Source organism: Paenibacillus sp. P5_B5, assembly GCF_056400365.1.
Genome location: NZ_JBFULK010000015.1, coordinates 98,429 through 115,953, shown reverse-complemented (window position 1 = coordinate 115,953; position 17,525 = coordinate 98,429). Strand labels below are relative to the sequence as shown.

Genomic DNA, 17,525 nt, shown 5'->3' with positions numbered 1-17,525 from the left:
ATGCATGTATCTTAATGGACAGATAACCAAGCGCGATAATGATGCTGATGATGACGAGCAGGAACTATGAGCTAATCTACCCCAGTGCACCAATTGTCAGGTGGCATGCTGATTCGGATATTTCCAAGCTCTAAGGAAGGTGGAGATATTCTCACTATTTTATTGGAGTATTCGGATTTTTGTGGTCGAAAAGAGCTTTAAAATTCCCCACTTTTCTAGTTTCTCAGTCAATGTGAAAATGTCGATTCCACGCAATAAAAATTCCTCAGGATCACTCGAATCCTTTTTATTGGTTACGCCTGTTTTGTTCCGCAAATAGAATCAGTATCAGTGGTGCAGCATGTTTAAATTGTCTGTTTGGATATAGCCCCAAAATATTCTAAAACTACCTCACGGAATTCCATAGCAGCCCGCGAAATGTACCGACTCCTGTGCCATAATAAAGCTATCTCCCGTACCAATTCGTGATCCTCTACTTTAAGATAATGGATATGCTCCTGTGAATACCTTGCCGTACTTGGTATGAAAGCAATGCCAATTTCTGCTTCCACAAGAGTGAATAGCCTTGCGGGTTCATCTCCCTCATACACATATTTAGGTACAAATCCAGCCGATTTGCATACAGAGTCCACTAAATCGCGAGTACCGTAGCCTCTCTTTACACCGACAAACCATTCATCCCTTAGTTCTGTCAAGGATACGCTGCTTCGGTTTGCAAGCCGATGCCCCTTTGGAACAGCTACAAGGATGGGGTCGATGAACACAATTTGACATTCAATGTCCTCCCCTTCTATTGGAGGTGAGGACAAGCAGAAATCGACTTCTCCTCTATGAAGAAGCGTAACCATTTCCTGCGTGGTCAGCATTTGCACATGAAATTGGATATAGGGCTGCTTTTTCCGAAACTCTCGAAGGATATTGGGTAACGTGCTTGCGGTCGTCACCGCCAATTCGAGTGTGCCATGTTCCGGGCTGGACAAATCGCTGATCTCCTGCTTCCCCTGTTCCAATTCAAACAAAGCCCTTTCCGCACGGTGAAGGAATCTGCTTCCGAACTCATTCAATCGCAGCTTCCTCCCTGTACGATCGAATAGAGGGACACCTAGATCCTCCTCCAAGCGTTGAATCGTTTTGCTGAGTGACGATTGAGTAACATGCAGACTACGTGCAGCTTCGGTCACATGTTCCAATCGAGCTACTGCGATAAAATATTGCAGTTGAAGAAGTTCCATTTTGCACCCTCCATTCATTCCTTCAAGTCAATGAAATCATAACATAAAATGCGTTGGAATAAATAATCGATTTCGAGTACGATGACCTCAATACACTTTGGGGGGAACTCAAAAATGAATGCCCGTAGCTGGTGGTTAATGATTTCAGTTGGTCTAGGGATACTATTGAACCCATTAAATTCTTCGATGGTTTCTATTGCTATTCCAAGTCTGCAGGATGTGTTCAAACTTGACTTTACAGGTGTTTCCTGGATTATTTTTTCTTTTTACATTGCAAGTAGCGTCGCTCAACCTGTCATGGGAAAGGCCAGCGATTTGTTCGGTCGCAGGAAGATATTTCTTACCGGGCTTGTTGTAGCCTTCATTGCATCAATATTAGCTCCATTATCACCAAATTTCGGGTGGCTCATCGTGTTCCGCATTGTGCAATCCATCGGAACAAGCATGATGGTTGGAGTTGGAATGGCCATTGTTCGAATTCATATTACAGAGAAACAAGCGACTGCGCTGTCTGTTTTGTCCATATTCCTATCAGGAGCGGCAGCAATTGGTCCGTTTATTGGCGGGGTCTTGCTCTACTTATGGGATTGGTCTGCTATCTTTTTCGTCAATATTCCGTTTGTGGTGGCGAGCTTTATATTGGCTTGGAGGACTATTCCTAATGACGAACCGCCAACATCCGTTGCACGGGGCATGTCCTTTCGTAAATGGTTTAATTTGATTGATGCGTTAGGGATCCTGCTCTTCACAGTGGGTCTGATTGCTCTGCTCGCTTCCTTACTCTCAGTAAAAACATCTGGGCATATCTCATTATTAAATGTCATTGTTGGACTGATAGGCCTCATGCTACTTGTGGCTTTCGTACGACATGAATTAAAAACGACGTCACCCTTTATTCCTTTACGCACATTCGCCAAATATCCTGCGATGACTTGGGTCAATATCGAATTCATGCTCGTTAACATTCTTTTTTACTCGCTCTTTTTCGGGCTTCCTTCCTATTTGCAAATGGTACGTCATGTCAGCGAATTCCATACAGGAATTCTTATGTTAAGTTTAGGCTTGTGCTCGCTCGTTGCTTCTCCACTAGCAGGACGATGGATCGATAAATCAGGACCCAGGCCGGCATTGTTAGTGTCCGCAATTCTGATGACATTTGGGTCGGTGTGGCTCGTGACATTGAATCAAACTTCACCGGTTATAAATAGCTGTTTGGCGTTAGCAGCATTCGGTATTAGCAATGGGTTGAACAGTGTCGGTATGCAAGCGGCCTTATTCCAAAGTTCACCGAAAGAAATAATCGGTGTAGCATCGGGATTATTTAATACATCAAGATACCTGGGAACCATTCTCTCTTCATTGCTCATAAGCATCGTTATGAGAGGTAAGTTCAGCTTCGAGGGATTTCGAGTGCTTGGGATTATCCTCACGGTAATTGCATTGTCCTTGGTATTCATGAGTCGGAGGCGCCGGGAGTCAGGGCAATTGCAAGAGTCGTAGGTTCACCAAGTTCAAATTAGAAGGAGCCATCGATGGTCGGTATGAACTGAGACCCGAAAGATGGACACTTTAAAAAAAGTGCCACTAATCTTTCGGGTCTCAGTTCATTAATAGCTTTAGGTATCGTCTCTTTCATGCTTTTATTTCACAGGAATCCAGATCTCTGAGTATAGGTCAGGACTGGATGGATCTTCATCCGAATACACTTCTAGATCAGGCGTGCCAGCGTGCTCATAGGCATTAGAGGGAAACCATTCAGAGAGGATCTTTTTCCACGTTGTTTGCATAGCGTCTGGCATGGGACCCCGAACTTCGAATACAGCCCAACGTGAGGCAGGAATGTCCAACTCATGCAATGGTTCCGGCGTATCTCCTATATACTCTGTACCGATCCAATAGTCGATAACCTCTAACATCTTCCCCATATTGTTCTTGTCAACACATACGCCAAGTACGCCTTTGATGTCTCCGTTGTTAATCTTAAAGAGGTGATCAGTAGTGCCATCCTTATTCGCATCTTGCCAGAACAAAGGGATTTCAACAAAGTTCTCTCCATTTAGCGTGGAAAATTCCCGTTTCACACCTACTACTTTAAAGCCACTGCGTTCAACAATACGATAATTCATCGGTTCTGCTCCTTTCAGATTCACCTGGATGACCAGGCGATTATAAGATTTAAGCTTCCCGATATGATTCCGCACATCGCTAGGTGATAAATCATGCTGCTTGCGAAAAGCCTTCGCGAAAGCCTCGGGAGTTTCATAGCCATATTTGAGGGCGATATCAATGATTTTGGAATCAGAGGTTGCAAGCTCATGGGCAGCCAACGTTAACCGTCTCCGACGTAAGTAATCACCAACAGTCATATCTGTTAGAATCGAAAACGTGCGCTGAAAATGAAACGGTGACGAATGCGCCTGCATCGCAATCTGTTCAATCGTGATATCCTCAAGCAAATTTTTCTCCATATACTGTATAGCCTTCTGCATTGACTCAACCCAACTCATATATGCTTGATCACTCCCTATAATGATAATAACCGAAACAGCCTGCTGCATCTGGTCAATTTCTGCCTTGAATGGACAGATTTATTTGGCAAAGAATATAAGTTCTTACCCTGAGTTTTACACAAGAACTTATATCCTTAAAACAAAAAGCCGCACTGAGCGACTCCTAATGCATACATATTCTTGTTTCTCCACAACAAACTTGGCATATTATGTCACACATCATATTCTTTAATTTCATTAATTTGTTTAATATGTCTTTGTTCATGCAAGTACAGTGATCGAACCCATTCAATTAATAACATCTCTTTAAAGACTGGGTGTATGAATTGTCTTCTACTCAGCACTGAAGGGTCTTCTACTGTATTTAATGTTTCGAATAACTTCTCTCTTGAATTATTTAGCTTCACAATGATTTGTTGATAATCTAAAATTTCGTCAGTTGGTTTAGCGATTTCAGGAGCTTCTAACTTCTTACTTCTATCAAGTAGAAATTCCAATGGTTTATTCTCGATGAATGAATCTTCATTGCTCTTTAATCCTCTCTTTATTGCTACGACATATAATTCTTCTGTCTTACTTAAATGTTGACATATCTGACTAATACTCCAGCTGTGTGGGTCTCTCCGTTGGTTTAATTGATCTCCATTCAATCCATTAAGAATTCCTAGTAATTCATTCCTTGTTTCTTTTAAATTAAAAATGATTTCTTGAAGTTCCATGGAAAACTCCCTTTCTTTAATTTTTTGTGGATATTTCCTATAGCGTTGTTGTAAAACATATTATGGGTTTCGGTGAACTTCCTTTATTGTTGGATTAGATATAGAAACAATATCAACAATATGATTTAAACAAACCATGCCGTAATGCGCAAAAGAACCAGGATAGTCCTCAGTAGCAAAGGTTCCAACTTTAATGAAATCTAAATATCTAGATCTACTATAAAATCTGAACGACTTTCCTTCGAATTTTTGATAATCATCCCATGATGTATAGCTTTCATTTAATATTGAATATCCTATATAAGTCTCAAAATCTACTTGTATAACAGGTAAATCTTCATCTATTTCAATTGATTGAGCATTTTCATAAACTTTATCGCCAATAGAAAATGGTTCTGGAACTGATTTACTTCTACTGAAGAAGAGTCTTAAAGAATTCTCTTCAGGCTCAGTTAACCCTAATAAAAATATGCTTTTAAATTCCATAAGATCTGTGTATATCAATAGATCACTTCCATCTTTCTTATTTTTCATATTTGCACAGGTTTCATATAACGTTCTGTGTGTTCCTGAACCCGAAAGGCTTAAAGGAGCGCAGCGACTGGGTGGTTCCGCCACTTAGCCTTGCAGGGTTGTCTGCCTGATTCCACTCCCTCGAAATGCCTCGGGTAGACCAAGGAGCGTATGCGACGAGGCAGGAAAACGGTGTTAGACGAAGTCTCATAGAACTACTTTCAAATAGTCCTTAATTACTACTAAAAAAATGATCAGTAATTTTTACAATTGATTTCATGATTTCTAAAGAATCAACTATGTTAAAAACCTCTAATGCATGGTTTGCTTCATTGACTTTATGTAATAAAACTGTTGTGGATTTCTCAAGTTGAATAACATCTTGCTCATTGATAATCTTGTCTGCCGTCCCCCATATTACTATTCCCCTTAAGTCTTTAATCATAGGAATCGATGCTTTCATTGGAGTTAAAAATATATGCTTTATTTCATTTTCTTCAATTTGTGTTGCAACCTTTGCAGCTATGTATGTTCCCAAACTCTTGCTAACAAAAACTATTTTTTCGTAATTATTCATTATCTCAGACATTGAATTGTAACTTTCATTAATAATTGCATCTACATCTTCTGTGTTAAAATCTGACCTAGCAGCTTGGTAACCATACTCAAGCAATAACACATCATAATTAGATGCAATTGCTGATTTCATAACATAATACAATAAAGGTTTTTCACAGGAGTAATTTTGACCGGGAAAGAAGACTGCTAATGAAGAATTATTATTGCTTATATATTTTTGATTTAACTCTTTCCCACCATATGAGGGAACAGTAATCTTATTAAAGAACATCATGGACACCTCTCTCATTAAAAATCTCTTCAGTGGTTTCCGTCTAACGTTGTTGTATCTACGAACCCGAGAGGCTTAAAGGAGCGTAGCGACTAGGTCGAAGACTTAGCCTCGTAGGGTTGTCCGCTGACTCGACTTCCTTGCATACCCCTTCTTACGAACATAGGGGCGAATGCCCCACAGCGTAGATAAGATGTTAGGCGAAGTTCGACACTTCCTTGTTCAACTCTTCAACTTCTCTTAAGTATTCTTGTAAATGTGATTTGTATCTACAGTATGAAAATAACGCTTTGTTTTCTTCATAATACTTTCGTGATAACTCTGGTTTAAATAAGACTTCATTAAAACCACGATCTAATTCAATACAATCTACTCCATTGTATTTCTTCTCGAGTTCTGCAAGTTCATCTAATATATTTTTAGTTTTATTTGTTAATTGGCGTGTGACTTCCTTTAGGTCAATGATCTTATGTTTGAACAAAATGTTTATTGCTCTTAAATCATTAACCTTTCCATTCGAAATTTCGATTAGTTCTTCTTGTATTTGAGTAATATTCAATTTATCCCAATCATCAATGAAAAGTTCGAATAGCCAATAGATCCAAACTTCATCATCTTTATGGTGTTTTAGTACAGTTTTAATATAAGGGACAATTGGATCTCCAATTTCTCTTATTAGATCAGCAATCTGCGCAGCTCCAGGCCAATTCATATCTTGTAACCATTCCAGTAGCCCAGGGAGAATCACTTTAATTCTTGGATAACCAAGTTTTGTAATTACCTCCGCAGCACCATCCCACAAACCCTTACCAAGTGGTTGAAGAAGGAGATGGATATCTTGATCCTCAATCAAGAGCAAAGTTTCGATTGCACTATTCTTTTCTTCAACTGAACTTTCCCATGAAAGCTTCATTATTAATCTATTAATTTCTTTGCAATTAGATCACCTACAATTTGCATTTGTCGAATTTCGCCGAACGTTTCTGTGTTCACGAACCCGAGAGGCTTAAGGCTTTGCTGCCGGGTCGAAGACTTATCCTCGCAGGATGTGTCCGCCTGACACATCTCCCAGAATTGCCTCGGGCGGAGCAAGGTCGCGTCAGTTACCGCAGCGTGAATACGATGTTGTATGATGTTCCAGACATCATTGAGATACAATCAAAATATTTATTTAGCCCTCTGATTATTAAATTCTATTGTAATTGTTAGTGAGTCATTGAAAAATTCTTTAAAATTATTCCATGCCTTATTAGGTTTACCTTTTCCTTCAAAATACTCATAGATGGGCGGATCTTCACCCTCAGAGAACCTAAAATAACCAAAAATATAACCTTGATGCATATAACATACAAACGCATCGTAAGGCATAGTAAATTCTTCTTCGTTTTCATTAAGTAACAACTTGGCTTCTTCTGATATTTCCTTCAGTATTGAAAATGTAATATCAGTCCCTAAAAAAAGATCACCTGCTGAATGTCCAGCCGCTAATAAATACTCTCTATAGAACTTTGGAAATTCATTACCAATGCTAAGTTCCAGTAATTGAATTTCTTCTTCTGAACAACCAATAAGATTGCTATTCGTTGCTATATTATTTTCAATTAATGTTTTTACAATATCTTCTTTGAGCATACTTTCGTTCCTTTATCTTTAATATAGTTTTTTCTGGAGTTTCACATAACGTTCCCGCATTCACGAACCCGAGAACCTTTAGCCCCAAAGGGGCGGCCGCGACGCGGTTAGGTTCGCAGGGTTGTCGCCTGAATCACTTCACCGAAATGCCTCTTGGCGACCAAGCAGCCGTAAGGATGCAATGCGTGAATGCATTGTTATCGGATGTCAGTTCCTTCCTTGAAATAGCTTATTAACTATTCTCATTTATTTATTAACTCTGCTTCATTATCTAATCTTGCCAATATCTCAAAAACTGTTTCTTCAGGTGTCATGTTTGAAGAATCAATCCACATTCCAACTCGAGGTGTTTCATTTAGTAGTACACTATTCAATGCTTCAACTGTCCAAACACCATATCCTTTCTTCGATCTAATAGCTTCTCTTAGTGTTACAGTGTCCGTACTTGGACAAAGAACGACTACATACAAAGGACGGTTATGGACGTATGATATGAAGTCTTCTAACATTGGACCAATTACAACATCTTGAACTATTACAGAAAACCCTGCTTCAAAATAGAGACCTGCGGATTGTGCTGCAAGTCTATATCGAAGTTTCAATTGTTCCAACTCGACCTCTTCTGTGTCCGGGCTTACTTCTCTTCGATTATTAACAATCATTTTACGAAAGATATCCCCTCGTAAATGAACTGAGTTCTCGAGATGTTCGGCAAGTATTTGCGCAACTGTCGATTTTCCACTTGCCATAATACCTGTGATTAAAATGATCTTAGGATGTTCATTTAACATATTACGTCACCGCTTTCACTTTGACTTTTATATACTTGCACCGATTTCCGATAACGTCATATTCACGAACTTCGTAAATAATTCCGTAAGTAGAGTATTCACGAAATTGAGCTATTCTGTCTGTTAGCTGAACAAATTGCTACCAATTAGCAACCCTTGCACTATTGAACTATCGTACCCGTTAGTTCAATAAAGATAGCCTAAAAAATCCAGATCCCCCTTACTCCAATCGGTCTTTCCTACTTCCTTAATCATTAATTCATTCATTGCCTCAAAGCCTATTCCATTCGTCAACTGAGTTCCATCATCAATTTTCAACCATTTACATCTGTTCTTCACCGGTTTATATCCATTTTTCAAATATAGGGTCATGTTATCTGCAAATAAAAGTATAAAGTCAATATTTCGTCCCACAGAAAACTTATCAATTTCTAAAAGCAGAGTTGAACCTAGTCCTTGGGAGCGATTGTTTTGTGAAACACATAAATCAATTACTCCCAGTATTCTTATGGGTTTCCCATTTAAATTCATCACCCTGTAATCTAATCCAACATGTCCTATGAGCTGACTTTCTTGGTTGAAAGCTAGAAATCTAATATGCGGTAATTGCTTGAAATAAATTCTACTCTTAGGATATACTTCTGGAAAACTATCGATTAATAATTCTTGTATTCTTGCTTCTAATTCATTACTTATATCATATTCATATACTTTTTCTATCTTCAAATTACGTCTCCAATACCAATATATTTGTTTTTACCCTTTTCTACATCAGGATGGTACATTCCTTCTTTGAACTATCCTCCCGTTAGCGTAGCGAGGCTACCGATCCATTGTCGGCAGCGTCGTCCTAAATCTGTACACGTCTTCTTTCAATGATTTTTGGAATAGGCATGACTATACTTAAAACGGTTCGGCCACACCTTTTCCTAGCCGCGAACATAATCTATTATCAAATAATCGGCCCAGAGGTGGATTAGGATGAACTATTATTGTCCCCAGTACTGTGTTTGGCGTGAATACTGCATGCCAAGTAGTCACTGGCTACGTGTGAACTATTACACTGAAAGAAAGGATTCAACTATCATCGATGAATGGAACGCTGTTCCCACTCCTCCTCCACCTCAGCTGCAATCCGTTTCAGTGGACCCCAAAACAAGTGCACTCCTAGTTTTGGATATGGAGACCACTATATGTAATAATCCTCGTTGTATTGCCTCCATCTCTAAAATCAATCAACTATTGGCGAGAAGTCGTGAATGTGGCATGCTTGTCGTCTATAGCCTTACACATACGGGAAGCCTATCGGATATTGCCGCGCAGATAGCCCCCTTGTCAAGTGATCCTGTTGTGAAATCAAACGTTGATAAGTTCTACAAAACTGATTTAGAACAAATATTGAATGATCATGGCATTAAAACCGTTCTGATTACTGGTTATGCAGCTAATGGCGCAGTCCTTCATACAGCCACTAGTGCTGCATTCCGGGGATACAATGTCATTATTCCAGTTGATGGAATGTCAGCTCTCAATCCTTATGCTGAACAGTATACCACTTGGCATATGATAAATAGCCCTGGAACCCGAAACCGGGCCACTTTAACAAAAGTAAATCTGTTACATTTTAGTCATCCATACTAGCGATCCGAGGACAGGGAACTCGGAGTCATCCAGTAAAGCACATGCTCCATCAAAGAAGTGCTTATGCTATTGCTCCAAGAAGTTAACTCTCAGTCGTTATACCACGCTAATCTGCCCGTCCCTCGGTTTAGCAAAGAAAACGGAATCCCCAGCACTGACTACAGCCGGCGATCCCGCTTTACTATTGTTATCCAATTTTCCATGCATACCTGTCTATACCATCATACAATTTCACTCAACCTTTTTTGCCAAGTATATAAGTGGCTATAGCTTCGTACATTGGCTTTTTCTGCAAATGACTTTGATAAAGCTTAATCTCGTTAACCGACCAGTTTATGATCGAATCTGTGGTGTCAGGATAGTATTTCTCAAATGAAGTTGATAATGGAACTGTCCCTTTATAGCGGCGCGCTATTGTTAAATGAGGGCTAAATTTCGTTTTTCTTTTGGAAAAAGTTCCTCCAAGCTATCATCTATTCTAATGTGCAAATTATTTAGTGAATTCAGATCGCCTCCCACACCGGCCCACAAAATACTTGGTGCAGCTTGATTACCAAATATCCCCCACCCTTTTCCAGTTAATTCAAATGGACAGGTATTTTCAGAAACGTTAACGAGTATCTTTTCAATCTGATGCAATTGACTCACTGATGTATCACCTAAAAATTTCAACGTAATATGATAATCTTCAGGGTGTGTCCATTTTTGAAAAGGCAGGGTTGATTGCAGCGCAATGGATTGTTCGGTCAATTGTTCTCTCCATCTTTCATCGATCGGAATTGCGATGAATAAGCGTAGTGATTCGGTACTCATTTTTTGCCCCCTCATAATTAATTTTCAATTCTAGTTTTCCCTAGAATTGAGGGAATTAATTGTAATCAAGGGCTGTCAACTCTCACGACTTACGAGTCCAGCTTGAACCCTTCTTTGTTCTTCTTTCGGAGTAGCTATCCACCCCGGTTTCCAGAAGACCAGGTACTTCTTCAACCAAACTTTACATTCAGTGGTGAAGTAAACTTCTCTTTTTTTGGATCCCTTGCAATTTACAATTGCTGAGCAATTCTCCTAATTGAGATCTTCAATGTTGATCTTCTGTACCTCTCTAACACGGCAGCCGGTACTATATAGGAACTCAAACAAAGCTCGTTCTCGATTGGGAAAGACAAGAGATCTTCAGATGAATCACATCCTCTTCGATCAAAAACTTCGGAATGCGTTTATCCATCTTCGGCTCCCTTAATTTAAGTGAGGGGTTCGTCGTGAGGTAATTTTCTTCATATGCAAAACGGAAAAGGGAGCGAACAAAACGGATACGGTGTCCTAAACAGCTTGGTTTTAATCTGCCGGACTGTTTAGCTAAGTATTCCTTCAGCACCTGTAAAGTGACCTCTCCAATATCAAGATCACCTAGTTCAACAACCAGCATCTTTAGCTGCAAAGCGTACGCTTTTAATGTGTGTGGACTAAATCCCTAAATCCGTTTATCTGCTTCATACAACCCCCATAATTCTCTCAGATTCATAATAAAACCTCCCATTAGACCTAATAAAACTAGGTTTGCAATAAATGGGAGGTTTTAATCGATTGATTGCACTAGCTCCGTTAGTAATCAATTTCATCCATCTTTTACTCGATCCATTAATAATGGTGGCTTTATTCAGCGGACATGGCATCAGCTTTTGTTACATGAACCGTGCCATATGGATGCTCAGGTGGCGCATAGATGGCGTATATTTTAAGGGGGGTATTCCCCGTATTGGTAACATTGTGCCATGTTCCAGCAGGTACCATAATTGAATAGCCACCACAGGCCATTTCTTGAAAACTCAAATTATCTTTACTTTCACCCATCTGAACAAGTCCCTGACCTTCTTCAATACGTATGAATTGATCAGTTGTGGGATGAACTTCTAAACCAATGTCATCTCCAACATTAATACTCATTAGGGTCACTTGAAGGTGTTTCCCTGTCCACAAAGCGGTGCGGTAAGTATTATTTTGCTTAGTAGCTTGGTCAATATTCACTACAAATGGTTTTTGTCCATAATCTATTAATTTATAAGGATACCAGTTGGTGTTGTTCCCATTGTAGTAATGACAATTCCAATTATTACTCCAATTGATGTTATTCCAATAGTCATGCATAGGATTATGCCATTGATATGGATAGCATGAATTACGGTACAATATTCATTCTCCTCTCAGGATTTCATTGTTTATTTTAATTCTATGCACTTGCCTATCTAAAGGTTTGGAAAATGGGCAAGAGCCTGAGACCGAAAAAACAACGATAACACCAAATGCTAAACAATTGACATCAAATCTTTTTCACATGAATTTATAGTTATTGAAGATAACTGCCTGTTAGTTCAATGAGCTAAACTGCAATAAAAAAACAACGTTATAATTAATAATAAGATAGAAAATCTAATCTTCGTAAAGTGAAAACGGATGCTGCTGATGCTTATCTTTTGGGAGAGCTGCAATTGAATCGTCGTAGCGAAGTAAATATTCCCTAGAATGTGTTAATGTTTTGGATTAATCATTCCATTCCGTTTTCTGTTCAGTGTATAAATAAAACCTTTTATTACAAAACCTTGTAAATAAACAAAGACATATTTACACATATTATCTTCTGGAAAGGCTAAAAAACCAACATACAACGCACATAGCTTACTAAATACAAAGGAGTTAATAAAATGAAAAAAATAATCTATGGTATAGTTACAGTAACAGTTCTAATGTCAGGGGTTGCACATGCTTCATCATCCAATAAATCTCCTATAACTGTGTCAGAGCAGAAAACAGTACCGATTGGTGATCATAAACTTCCACCATTGCCGTATGCATACAATGCACTCGAACCATTCATTGACGAGCAAACAATGCGTTTACACCATGACTTTCATCATAAATCGTATGTTGACGGTTTAAATAAAGCAGAAAAAGAAATGCAGAAAGCTCGTGAATCAGGTGACTTTTCACTAATTAAGCATTGGTCTAGAGAAGCTGCCTTTAATGGATCCGGTGATTACTTACATACAATATTCTGGGAAAACATGAAACCAAACGGTGGCGGAATAGCCAGAGGTCCTATTGCGAAAGAGATTGAAAAATCATTTGGTAGCTTCGAGAAATTCAAAGAGCATTTTTCCGCATCCGCTGAAAAAGTGGAAGGCTCAGGTTGGGCACTTCTTGTATGGAGTCCGGCAGCTGGACATCTCGAAATTCTCCAAGCAGAAAAGCATCAAAATTTAACACAGCAAGGCGTGATTCCACTACTGGTCCTTGATGTTTGGGAACATGCATATTATTTAAAATATAAGAACAAGCGTGGAGACTATGTAAAAGCATGGTGGAATGTGATAAATTGGGATGATGTTAACAAACGATATCAAAAAGTAAGTAAACTAAGATATAGCTAAGATATTAAAAAATCACAAATAGACAGGCTGTCGAGAATTCCAATTACTTTGCTGGAAATGTTGACAAGCTATTTGCTGGTATAGCTGGACAGGCTGCCAAGCTGCGGGAGTTCTTTATCTTTTTATCAATATCCCCCTGTGTTAGGGTAGAAAAAATTGATATACATTCGCCCGTTTGCTGCAGATTTCCATTTTAATCCCGCTATAGCACTTTCGCTTTTAGAAGCTGTTAAACTTCATAACCTCTTAGCAGGTTTAATCTGACTGACAAATTGGGCTAAATCTATTAAGTATTTATCATCAACCAGTTTTCGAGGAAAGAATAGTGCAGTTAAATAGGCTCTTAGTTCGGATGCAGCGTTCTCTTTGCTAAGCATGGAATGGTCAGCATCAGGAAAGTAAGATACAGAAAGCAAGCTGGAAGATATTTTCTCTCGGTATACACGCTCTGTCTCCTCCACATCTACATTAATATCTTGCCCTCCGAGAACTAAGTGGACAGGAGAATAGAAGTTCGTAAGTTCCTCGCTGGAATCTGACTGAAAATTTTTAGCTATAAACCTCCATCTTTCCTTTGAAATCAAATCGTCTGGCTGAGCAAAATTCAAGTAAACATCATAAGATGATTGTTTTCTAAGCAATTGCAAGATTTGCTCGTTGTAATCTTCTTTCACTATTATCTCTTGTTGCGAATACCCTTCATTCTCCATTTCTTTTCTAGTATTATATTTTCCTTGTGAAATCCAATTAATCGCAGGCGATACAAGGATGCTGAACGCGAGATTATGCTCTTTTCCAACAATCTTGGGAATCACCCACCCCGCCTGACTTGCTCCCCACAAACCAATTAATTGATTGTCAATCATGGGTAAAGATTTAGCCCAATTAATCGCATGTATAGTTTCCACTGCACGATCCTCCATACTCTGCTCTAGCCAGTTGCCGGAAGAACCGTCAATACCGGGTTTGCTAAGTGACAAGGAAGCATATCCTGCAGAAGCGAATTTCTCCCACAAAGGCTTATATCCATCATCGTATGTATCATTGATTGGACCATCACCATGCACAAAGACTACAAGTCCGATTTTTCCGGAATATTCTTTTGGCAAAGTTAAGGTTCCTGTCAGCCTGCCTTGAGGAGTTTCAATCTCTATCTTCTTCTCTGTCATTTCATAAGAATGTTGGTAGAATACGAACATAACTAAAGTAAACAATAAACACGCAACAATCCCTGCTAACTTAATAGCTCTTTTCATTGATGGCACTCCTATCGTGTGGGGTTGTTTTCTGTGTCATGTAATGCCAAATGGGCTCATTGAAGAGTAAATTCCTAATACCGTTATATTTGGACTTTCCAATGTCAAATGCCATCTGCTTATATAAGCTTATGGCTCCCTTATTCTTGTTAGAAACATGAAGCGATAATTGGTCAAATTCAGAGTGACAATTGGCAAAATATTGTGCCCATGACAGAAGCTGCCTGCCAATTCCTTTACCGCGATGGCTTGCCTGGACTGCCAAGTGCTCGATATAACACTCATGTGCCCTTGGCTTATAATTCAAGAAATGAAGCCCTACAATAAATTTGCATACATTAAGGTATCCGAACTGCTTGAAAAGCTGTGCAAAGTGGATTTGATCATGCGTTCTGGCAGACGAATGAGTACCTTTCCATTTTAAGCAGACAGTACCGACAACTTCTCCGTTTTCTTTGGCCACTACTTGTTTTACTGATGTAGCATTAAGGTCGTCCTTCCAAAGGCCAGCTAATAGCTTAGAAATATAATGGTCATCCAGCTTGACAATAGAATGAAGTTTCCCTTGAAATGATTCTACTATTAGTTTGCATACAGCCTCATTGTCTTGTTCTTGGTAAGGAACGATAGTGATCGTGTTCGGATTCATCATGCATCACCTTTCCGATCATGATTGACTTTAACCTGTATTTCATAATTCAGCTCGTTGTTACTGAACATGGAAAGATAAGATTTTTCAATGATGATAATTTCCGATGACAGATCATACTGATGTTGTTTAACATATTGTTCGAGTTGCTGAATTTCATGCTCCATATCCTGATCTTCTTTTACTAAAAACGGTTTACAAAGATAGCTGCCCTTCTCTAGGATGATATCAGCCGATTGAGTGGTCTCAAAGCATAGGGTTACTTGATTGGAATCGTATAAGTAATGCAGATCAGTTTCGAATAAATGAGGCGTTTGTGGCCTTTGATTGTATAGTTTTTTTGCGTTCAACGTCTCATTTTCTCCGAATTCAGTCCATTGTTTCAGATGCCTTGTATCCACGTATTTGATGTGATACTCGTTGTTCAGGTTGTCCAATTCATCATGTTCGTTTAGTATCTTCTGAATAAATTGCTGTAATGTCTTGAGCCGATCTATTTCATCATTTATATCACCGAGCGATTCTCTCAACAATTGATGATAATCATCAGTGGAAAAGGACGTTAAACATTTTTTAATTGTACTGACAGGCAAGTTCAACTTGCGGAGCAGCAAAATCTGAGCCAATTGATAAATTTCATTGATGCCATACATGCGGTATTGATTTGTATCTGTGTAAGATGGAAATAGAATCTCTTTCTCTTCAAAGTAGCGGATTTGATGCACGGATACATTCATAAGTTTTGAAAGTTCGCTAATGGTAATGTAATCATTCAATAGAAATGCTCCTTGCTAATATGAATTTGATAATACAACTATAAACCTTAGGTCTGACCTAAGGTCAAGATTATTTTTTTGTAGAGCTTCACGCTATGTTGACGTGGAATACTTCGGTTATTCGGATCACCGGATGTACGTGCAAAAAAGCCGCCTCGACACAAACTCACCAATGAAGGTGCAGAATGTATCAAAGCGGCGTGTGCTTCACGAACGATGGTTTATTGTTAGTATAGCGTAACAAAAAAATTGTGCTTTGTTGTCAGCAATGAGATCAGGGGTTTAATCCTGCTCAGAAATCATGAGCTCAGGCGTTATAGTATAGTAATCAGCTAATCCAGCTTCAACTTCCCACCCGCTTGCTCCAGCATCTTCGCAATCTCTGTAAATCCGTGGGACTGAGCGTGAGCCAGAGCCGTTACTCCGTTGCTATCTGGAATGTTTACATCTGCTCCATATTCAATGAGCAGCTCTACGGCACGCTGGTGCTCCTTGCCACCGCTGCCCAATACAACCGCTTCCATCAAGGCGGTCCATCCCAAATTGTTGACGTGATTGATGTCCACATCCGATTCCTTGAGCAGATACTCGATGACGTCATTATGCGCGTGCTCTCCTGCCGGAATTAGCGCCGTCCCGTTATAACGGTTCGTCAACTTCGTATCCGCACCGGCCTCAATCGTCATTTTTAATATTTCCAAATACCCTTCCGCTCCTGCGTACAAGTACGGATTGTCCTTGTTGTCTGCCTGTATATTCACGTCTGCACCCGCTTCGATTAATGCCTTTACCGTCTTCGCATCATTGCGCAGTGTAGCCAGCATGGCTGCCGTGCGTCCTTGTCTGTCTTGCGCATTAATGTCGGCTCCGTCCTTGATGGCCTGCAGTGCCTCCTCGGTCTTGCCTTGATCCACAGCTTGCAGCAGTACCTGATTCAGTTTCATTGTTACTTCCTCCTTGTTCAGATCTGTGCCGTTCTTCCCTTCAGCCTCAATTCCATCCGGCAGAGACTTATCCTGTGCTTGTTCCGACTGAATTTGTGCAATCGAATTAATGTCACCCTGGTTATTGGAACAACCCGCTAACATAACCGCCGATAGCAATAGAATTAACATCTGATTCATCTTTTCTTCACCTCCGTCATATTGTCGTTATAGCATGCGCCGTCAGAATGGCTGAACCTATTGTGCTGCCTGATTCTATTATTTTAAAATGAATTGAACACAAATAAAATCATATTTTCATAGAAAGTTGGAACCGAGTTGAGATATAAAAAAATTGTTGAAATAATTAGTAAAGATCATTCCAAGCACAATTTCGAACAGTTAACAGATACAGAACTTAAAGATATTTTATTGTTTGGTGACAATTTTAGTGGAGATGCTGTGGGATTTTTAACAACGGATAATTGGTCTATTGTTGAAATATGGCATGACGATGATCTATCCATTAACCCAGGAGAAGAAAAGACTTTCGAAGAGTTTGCTAACGGTATGTTTGAAAAATTCATAAGTTGAATAAAAGAACCCGC

Annotated in this window: 19 protein-coding genes and 1 pseudogene; 4 read left to right on the top strand and 16 right to left on the bottom strand. The window is 39.4% G+C overall.

Annotated features, from left to right (window positions below; genetic code table 11):
- Nucleotides 1-344: 344 nt before the first annotated feature.
- Nucleotides 345-1,232 (bottom strand): LysR family transcriptional regulator, encoded by an 888-nt coding sequence (locus tag AC1DOK_RS18940; protein WP_477555879.1) that lies wholly within the window; start codon nucleotides 1,230-1,232, stop codon nucleotides 345-347.
- A 114-nt stretch (nucleotides 1,233-1,346) separates the two neighbouring features.
- Between AC1DOK_RS18940 and AC1DOK_RS18935 the strand changes: the two genes are divergently transcribed.
- Entirely contained in the window at nucleotides 1,347-2,732 is a 1,386-nt protein-coding gene (locus tag AC1DOK_RS18935) for an MFS transporter (protein ID WP_477555878.1), read from the top strand.
- Nucleotides 2,733-2,872: 140 nt separating this feature from the next.
- Here the strand turns inward: AC1DOK_RS18935 and AC1DOK_RS18930 are convergent, their stop codons facing one another.
- The 8 genes from AC1DOK_RS18930 to AC1DOK_RS18895 form a co-directional block, all read right to left on the bottom strand.
- Nucleotides 2,873-3,739 carry an AraC family transcriptional regulator gene (locus AC1DOK_RS18930; RefSeq protein WP_477555877.1) on the bottom strand — a complete coding sequence of 289 codons (867 nt, stop codon included), beginning with the start codon at nucleotides 3,737-3,739 and terminating at the stop codon, nucleotides 2,873-2,875.
- 215 nt (nucleotides 3,740-3,954) lie between these two features.
- Nucleotides 3,955-4,461, bottom strand: a complete 507-nt coding sequence (locus AC1DOK_RS18925; protein WP_477555876.1) for a DinB family protein — start codon at nucleotides 4,459-4,461, stop codon at nucleotides 3,955-3,957.
- Between the two features lie 60 nt (nucleotides 4,462-4,521).
- Nucleotides 4,522-5,079: a hypothetical protein gene (locus AC1DOK_RS18920; RefSeq protein WP_477555875.1), complete on the bottom strand. Its 558-nt coding sequence runs from the start codon at nucleotides 5,077-5,079 to the stop codon at nucleotides 4,522-4,524.
- 127 nt (nucleotides 5,080-5,206) lie between these two features.
- Nucleotides 5,207-5,824, bottom strand: coding sequence for an alpha/beta hydrolase (locus AC1DOK_RS18915; RefSeq protein ID WP_477555874.1), 618 nt, complete (start codon nucleotides 5,822-5,824; stop codon nucleotides 5,207-5,209).
- A 196-nt stretch (nucleotides 5,825-6,020) separates the two neighbouring features.
- Complete coding sequence (locus AC1DOK_RS18910) at nucleotides 6,021-6,737, bottom strand: DUF5071 domain-containing protein (RefSeq protein ID WP_477555873.1); 717 nt, start codon at nucleotides 6,735-6,737, stop codon at nucleotides 6,021-6,023.
- Nucleotides 6,738-6,991: 254 nt separating this feature from the next.
- Complete coding sequence (locus tag AC1DOK_RS18905; protein ID WP_477555872.1) at nucleotides 6,992-7,456, bottom strand: SMI1/KNR4 family protein; 465 nt, start codon at nucleotides 7,454-7,456, stop codon at nucleotides 6,992-6,994.
- A 242-nt stretch (nucleotides 7,457-7,698) separates the two neighbouring features.
- Complete coding sequence (locus tag AC1DOK_RS18900; protein ID WP_477555871.1) at nucleotides 7,699-8,247, bottom strand: AAA family ATPase; 549 nt, start codon at nucleotides 8,245-8,247, stop codon at nucleotides 7,699-7,701.
- 186 nt (nucleotides 8,248-8,433) lie between these two features.
- Complete coding sequence (locus AC1DOK_RS18895; protein WP_477555870.1) at nucleotides 8,434-8,973, bottom strand: GNAT family N-acetyltransferase; 540 nt, start codon at nucleotides 8,971-8,973, stop codon at nucleotides 8,434-8,436.
- 255 nt (nucleotides 8,974-9,228) lie between these two features.
- Here AC1DOK_RS18895 and AC1DOK_RS18890 point away from each other — a divergent pair, with 255 nt between their 5' ends.
- Entirely contained in the window at nucleotides 9,229-9,888 is a 660-nt protein-coding gene (locus AC1DOK_RS18890) for a cysteine hydrolase family protein (protein ID WP_477555869.1), read from the top strand.
- 417 nt (nucleotides 9,889-10,305) lie between these two features.
- On the opposite strand, the gene thpR is transcribed toward AC1DOK_RS18890, so the two are convergent.
- The 3 genes from thpR to AC1DOK_RS18875 all read right to left on the bottom strand — a co-directional run bounded on the left by thpR (nucleotide 10,306) and on the right by AC1DOK_RS18875 (nucleotide 12,075).
- Entirely contained in the window at nucleotides 10,306-10,701 is a 396-nt protein-coding gene (gene thpR / locus AC1DOK_RS18885) for an RNA 2',3'-cyclic phosphodiesterase (protein ID WP_477555868.1), read from the bottom strand.
- 319 nt (nucleotides 10,702-11,020) lie between these two features.
- A complete protein-coding gene (locus tag AC1DOK_RS18880) occupies nucleotides 11,021-11,326 on the bottom strand; it encodes a hypothetical protein (protein WP_477555867.1) in 306 nt (101 codons plus the stop codon).
- A gap of 215 nt (nucleotides 11,327-11,541) precedes the next feature.
- Nucleotides 11,542-12,075, bottom strand: a complete 534-nt coding sequence (locus AC1DOK_RS18875) for a cupin domain-containing protein (RefSeq protein WP_477555866.1) — start codon at nucleotides 12,073-12,075, stop codon at nucleotides 11,542-11,544.
- 617 nt (nucleotides 12,076-12,692) lie between these two features.
- Between AC1DOK_RS18875 and AC1DOK_RS18870 the strand changes: the two are divergent.
- Nucleotides 12,693-13,313, top strand: a pseudogene (locus AC1DOK_RS18870) (superoxide dismutase); the annotation flags it as partial.
- A gap of 236 nt (nucleotides 13,314-13,549) precedes the next feature.
- On the opposite strand, the gene AC1DOK_RS18865 reads toward AC1DOK_RS18870, so the two are convergent.
- The 4 genes from AC1DOK_RS18865 to AC1DOK_RS18850 form a co-directional block, all read right to left on the bottom strand.
- Entirely contained in the window at nucleotides 13,550-14,569 is a 1,020-nt protein-coding gene (locus tag AC1DOK_RS18865; RefSeq protein WP_477555865.1) for an alpha/beta hydrolase family protein, read from the bottom strand.
- On the bottom strand, nucleotides 14,553-15,218 hold the full coding sequence (locus tag AC1DOK_RS18860; protein ID WP_477555864.1) for a GNAT family N-acetyltransferase: 666 nt from the start codon (nucleotides 15,216-15,218) through the stop codon (nucleotides 14,553-14,555). Before AC1DOK_RS18860 ends, AC1DOK_RS18865 begins: the two co-directional genes overlap by 17 nt.
- Nucleotides 15,218-15,994 carry a helix-turn-helix domain-containing protein gene (locus AC1DOK_RS18855; RefSeq protein ID WP_477555863.1) on the bottom strand — a complete coding sequence of 259 codons (777 nt, stop codon included), beginning with the start codon at nucleotides 15,992-15,994 and terminating at the stop codon, nucleotides 15,218-15,220. The genes AC1DOK_RS18860 and AC1DOK_RS18855 overlap by 1 nt, the downstream gene beginning before the upstream one ends.
- A 332-nt stretch (nucleotides 15,995-16,326) precedes the next feature.
- On the bottom strand, nucleotides 16,327-17,118 hold the full coding sequence (locus AC1DOK_RS18850; RefSeq protein WP_477555862.1) for an ankyrin repeat domain-containing protein: 792 nt from the start codon (nucleotides 17,116-17,118) through the stop codon (nucleotides 16,327-16,329).
- 138 nt (nucleotides 17,119-17,256) lie between these two features.
- Here AC1DOK_RS18850 and AC1DOK_RS18845 point away from each other — a divergent pair, with 138 nt between their 5' ends.
- Nucleotides 17,257-17,511 carry a hypothetical protein gene (locus tag AC1DOK_RS18845; RefSeq protein ID WP_477555861.1) on the top strand — a complete coding sequence of 85 codons (255 nt, stop codon included), beginning with the start codon at nucleotides 17,257-17,259 and terminating at the stop codon, nucleotides 17,509-17,511.
- The last annotated feature ends 14 nt before the right edge of the window (nucleotides 17,512-17,525 follow it).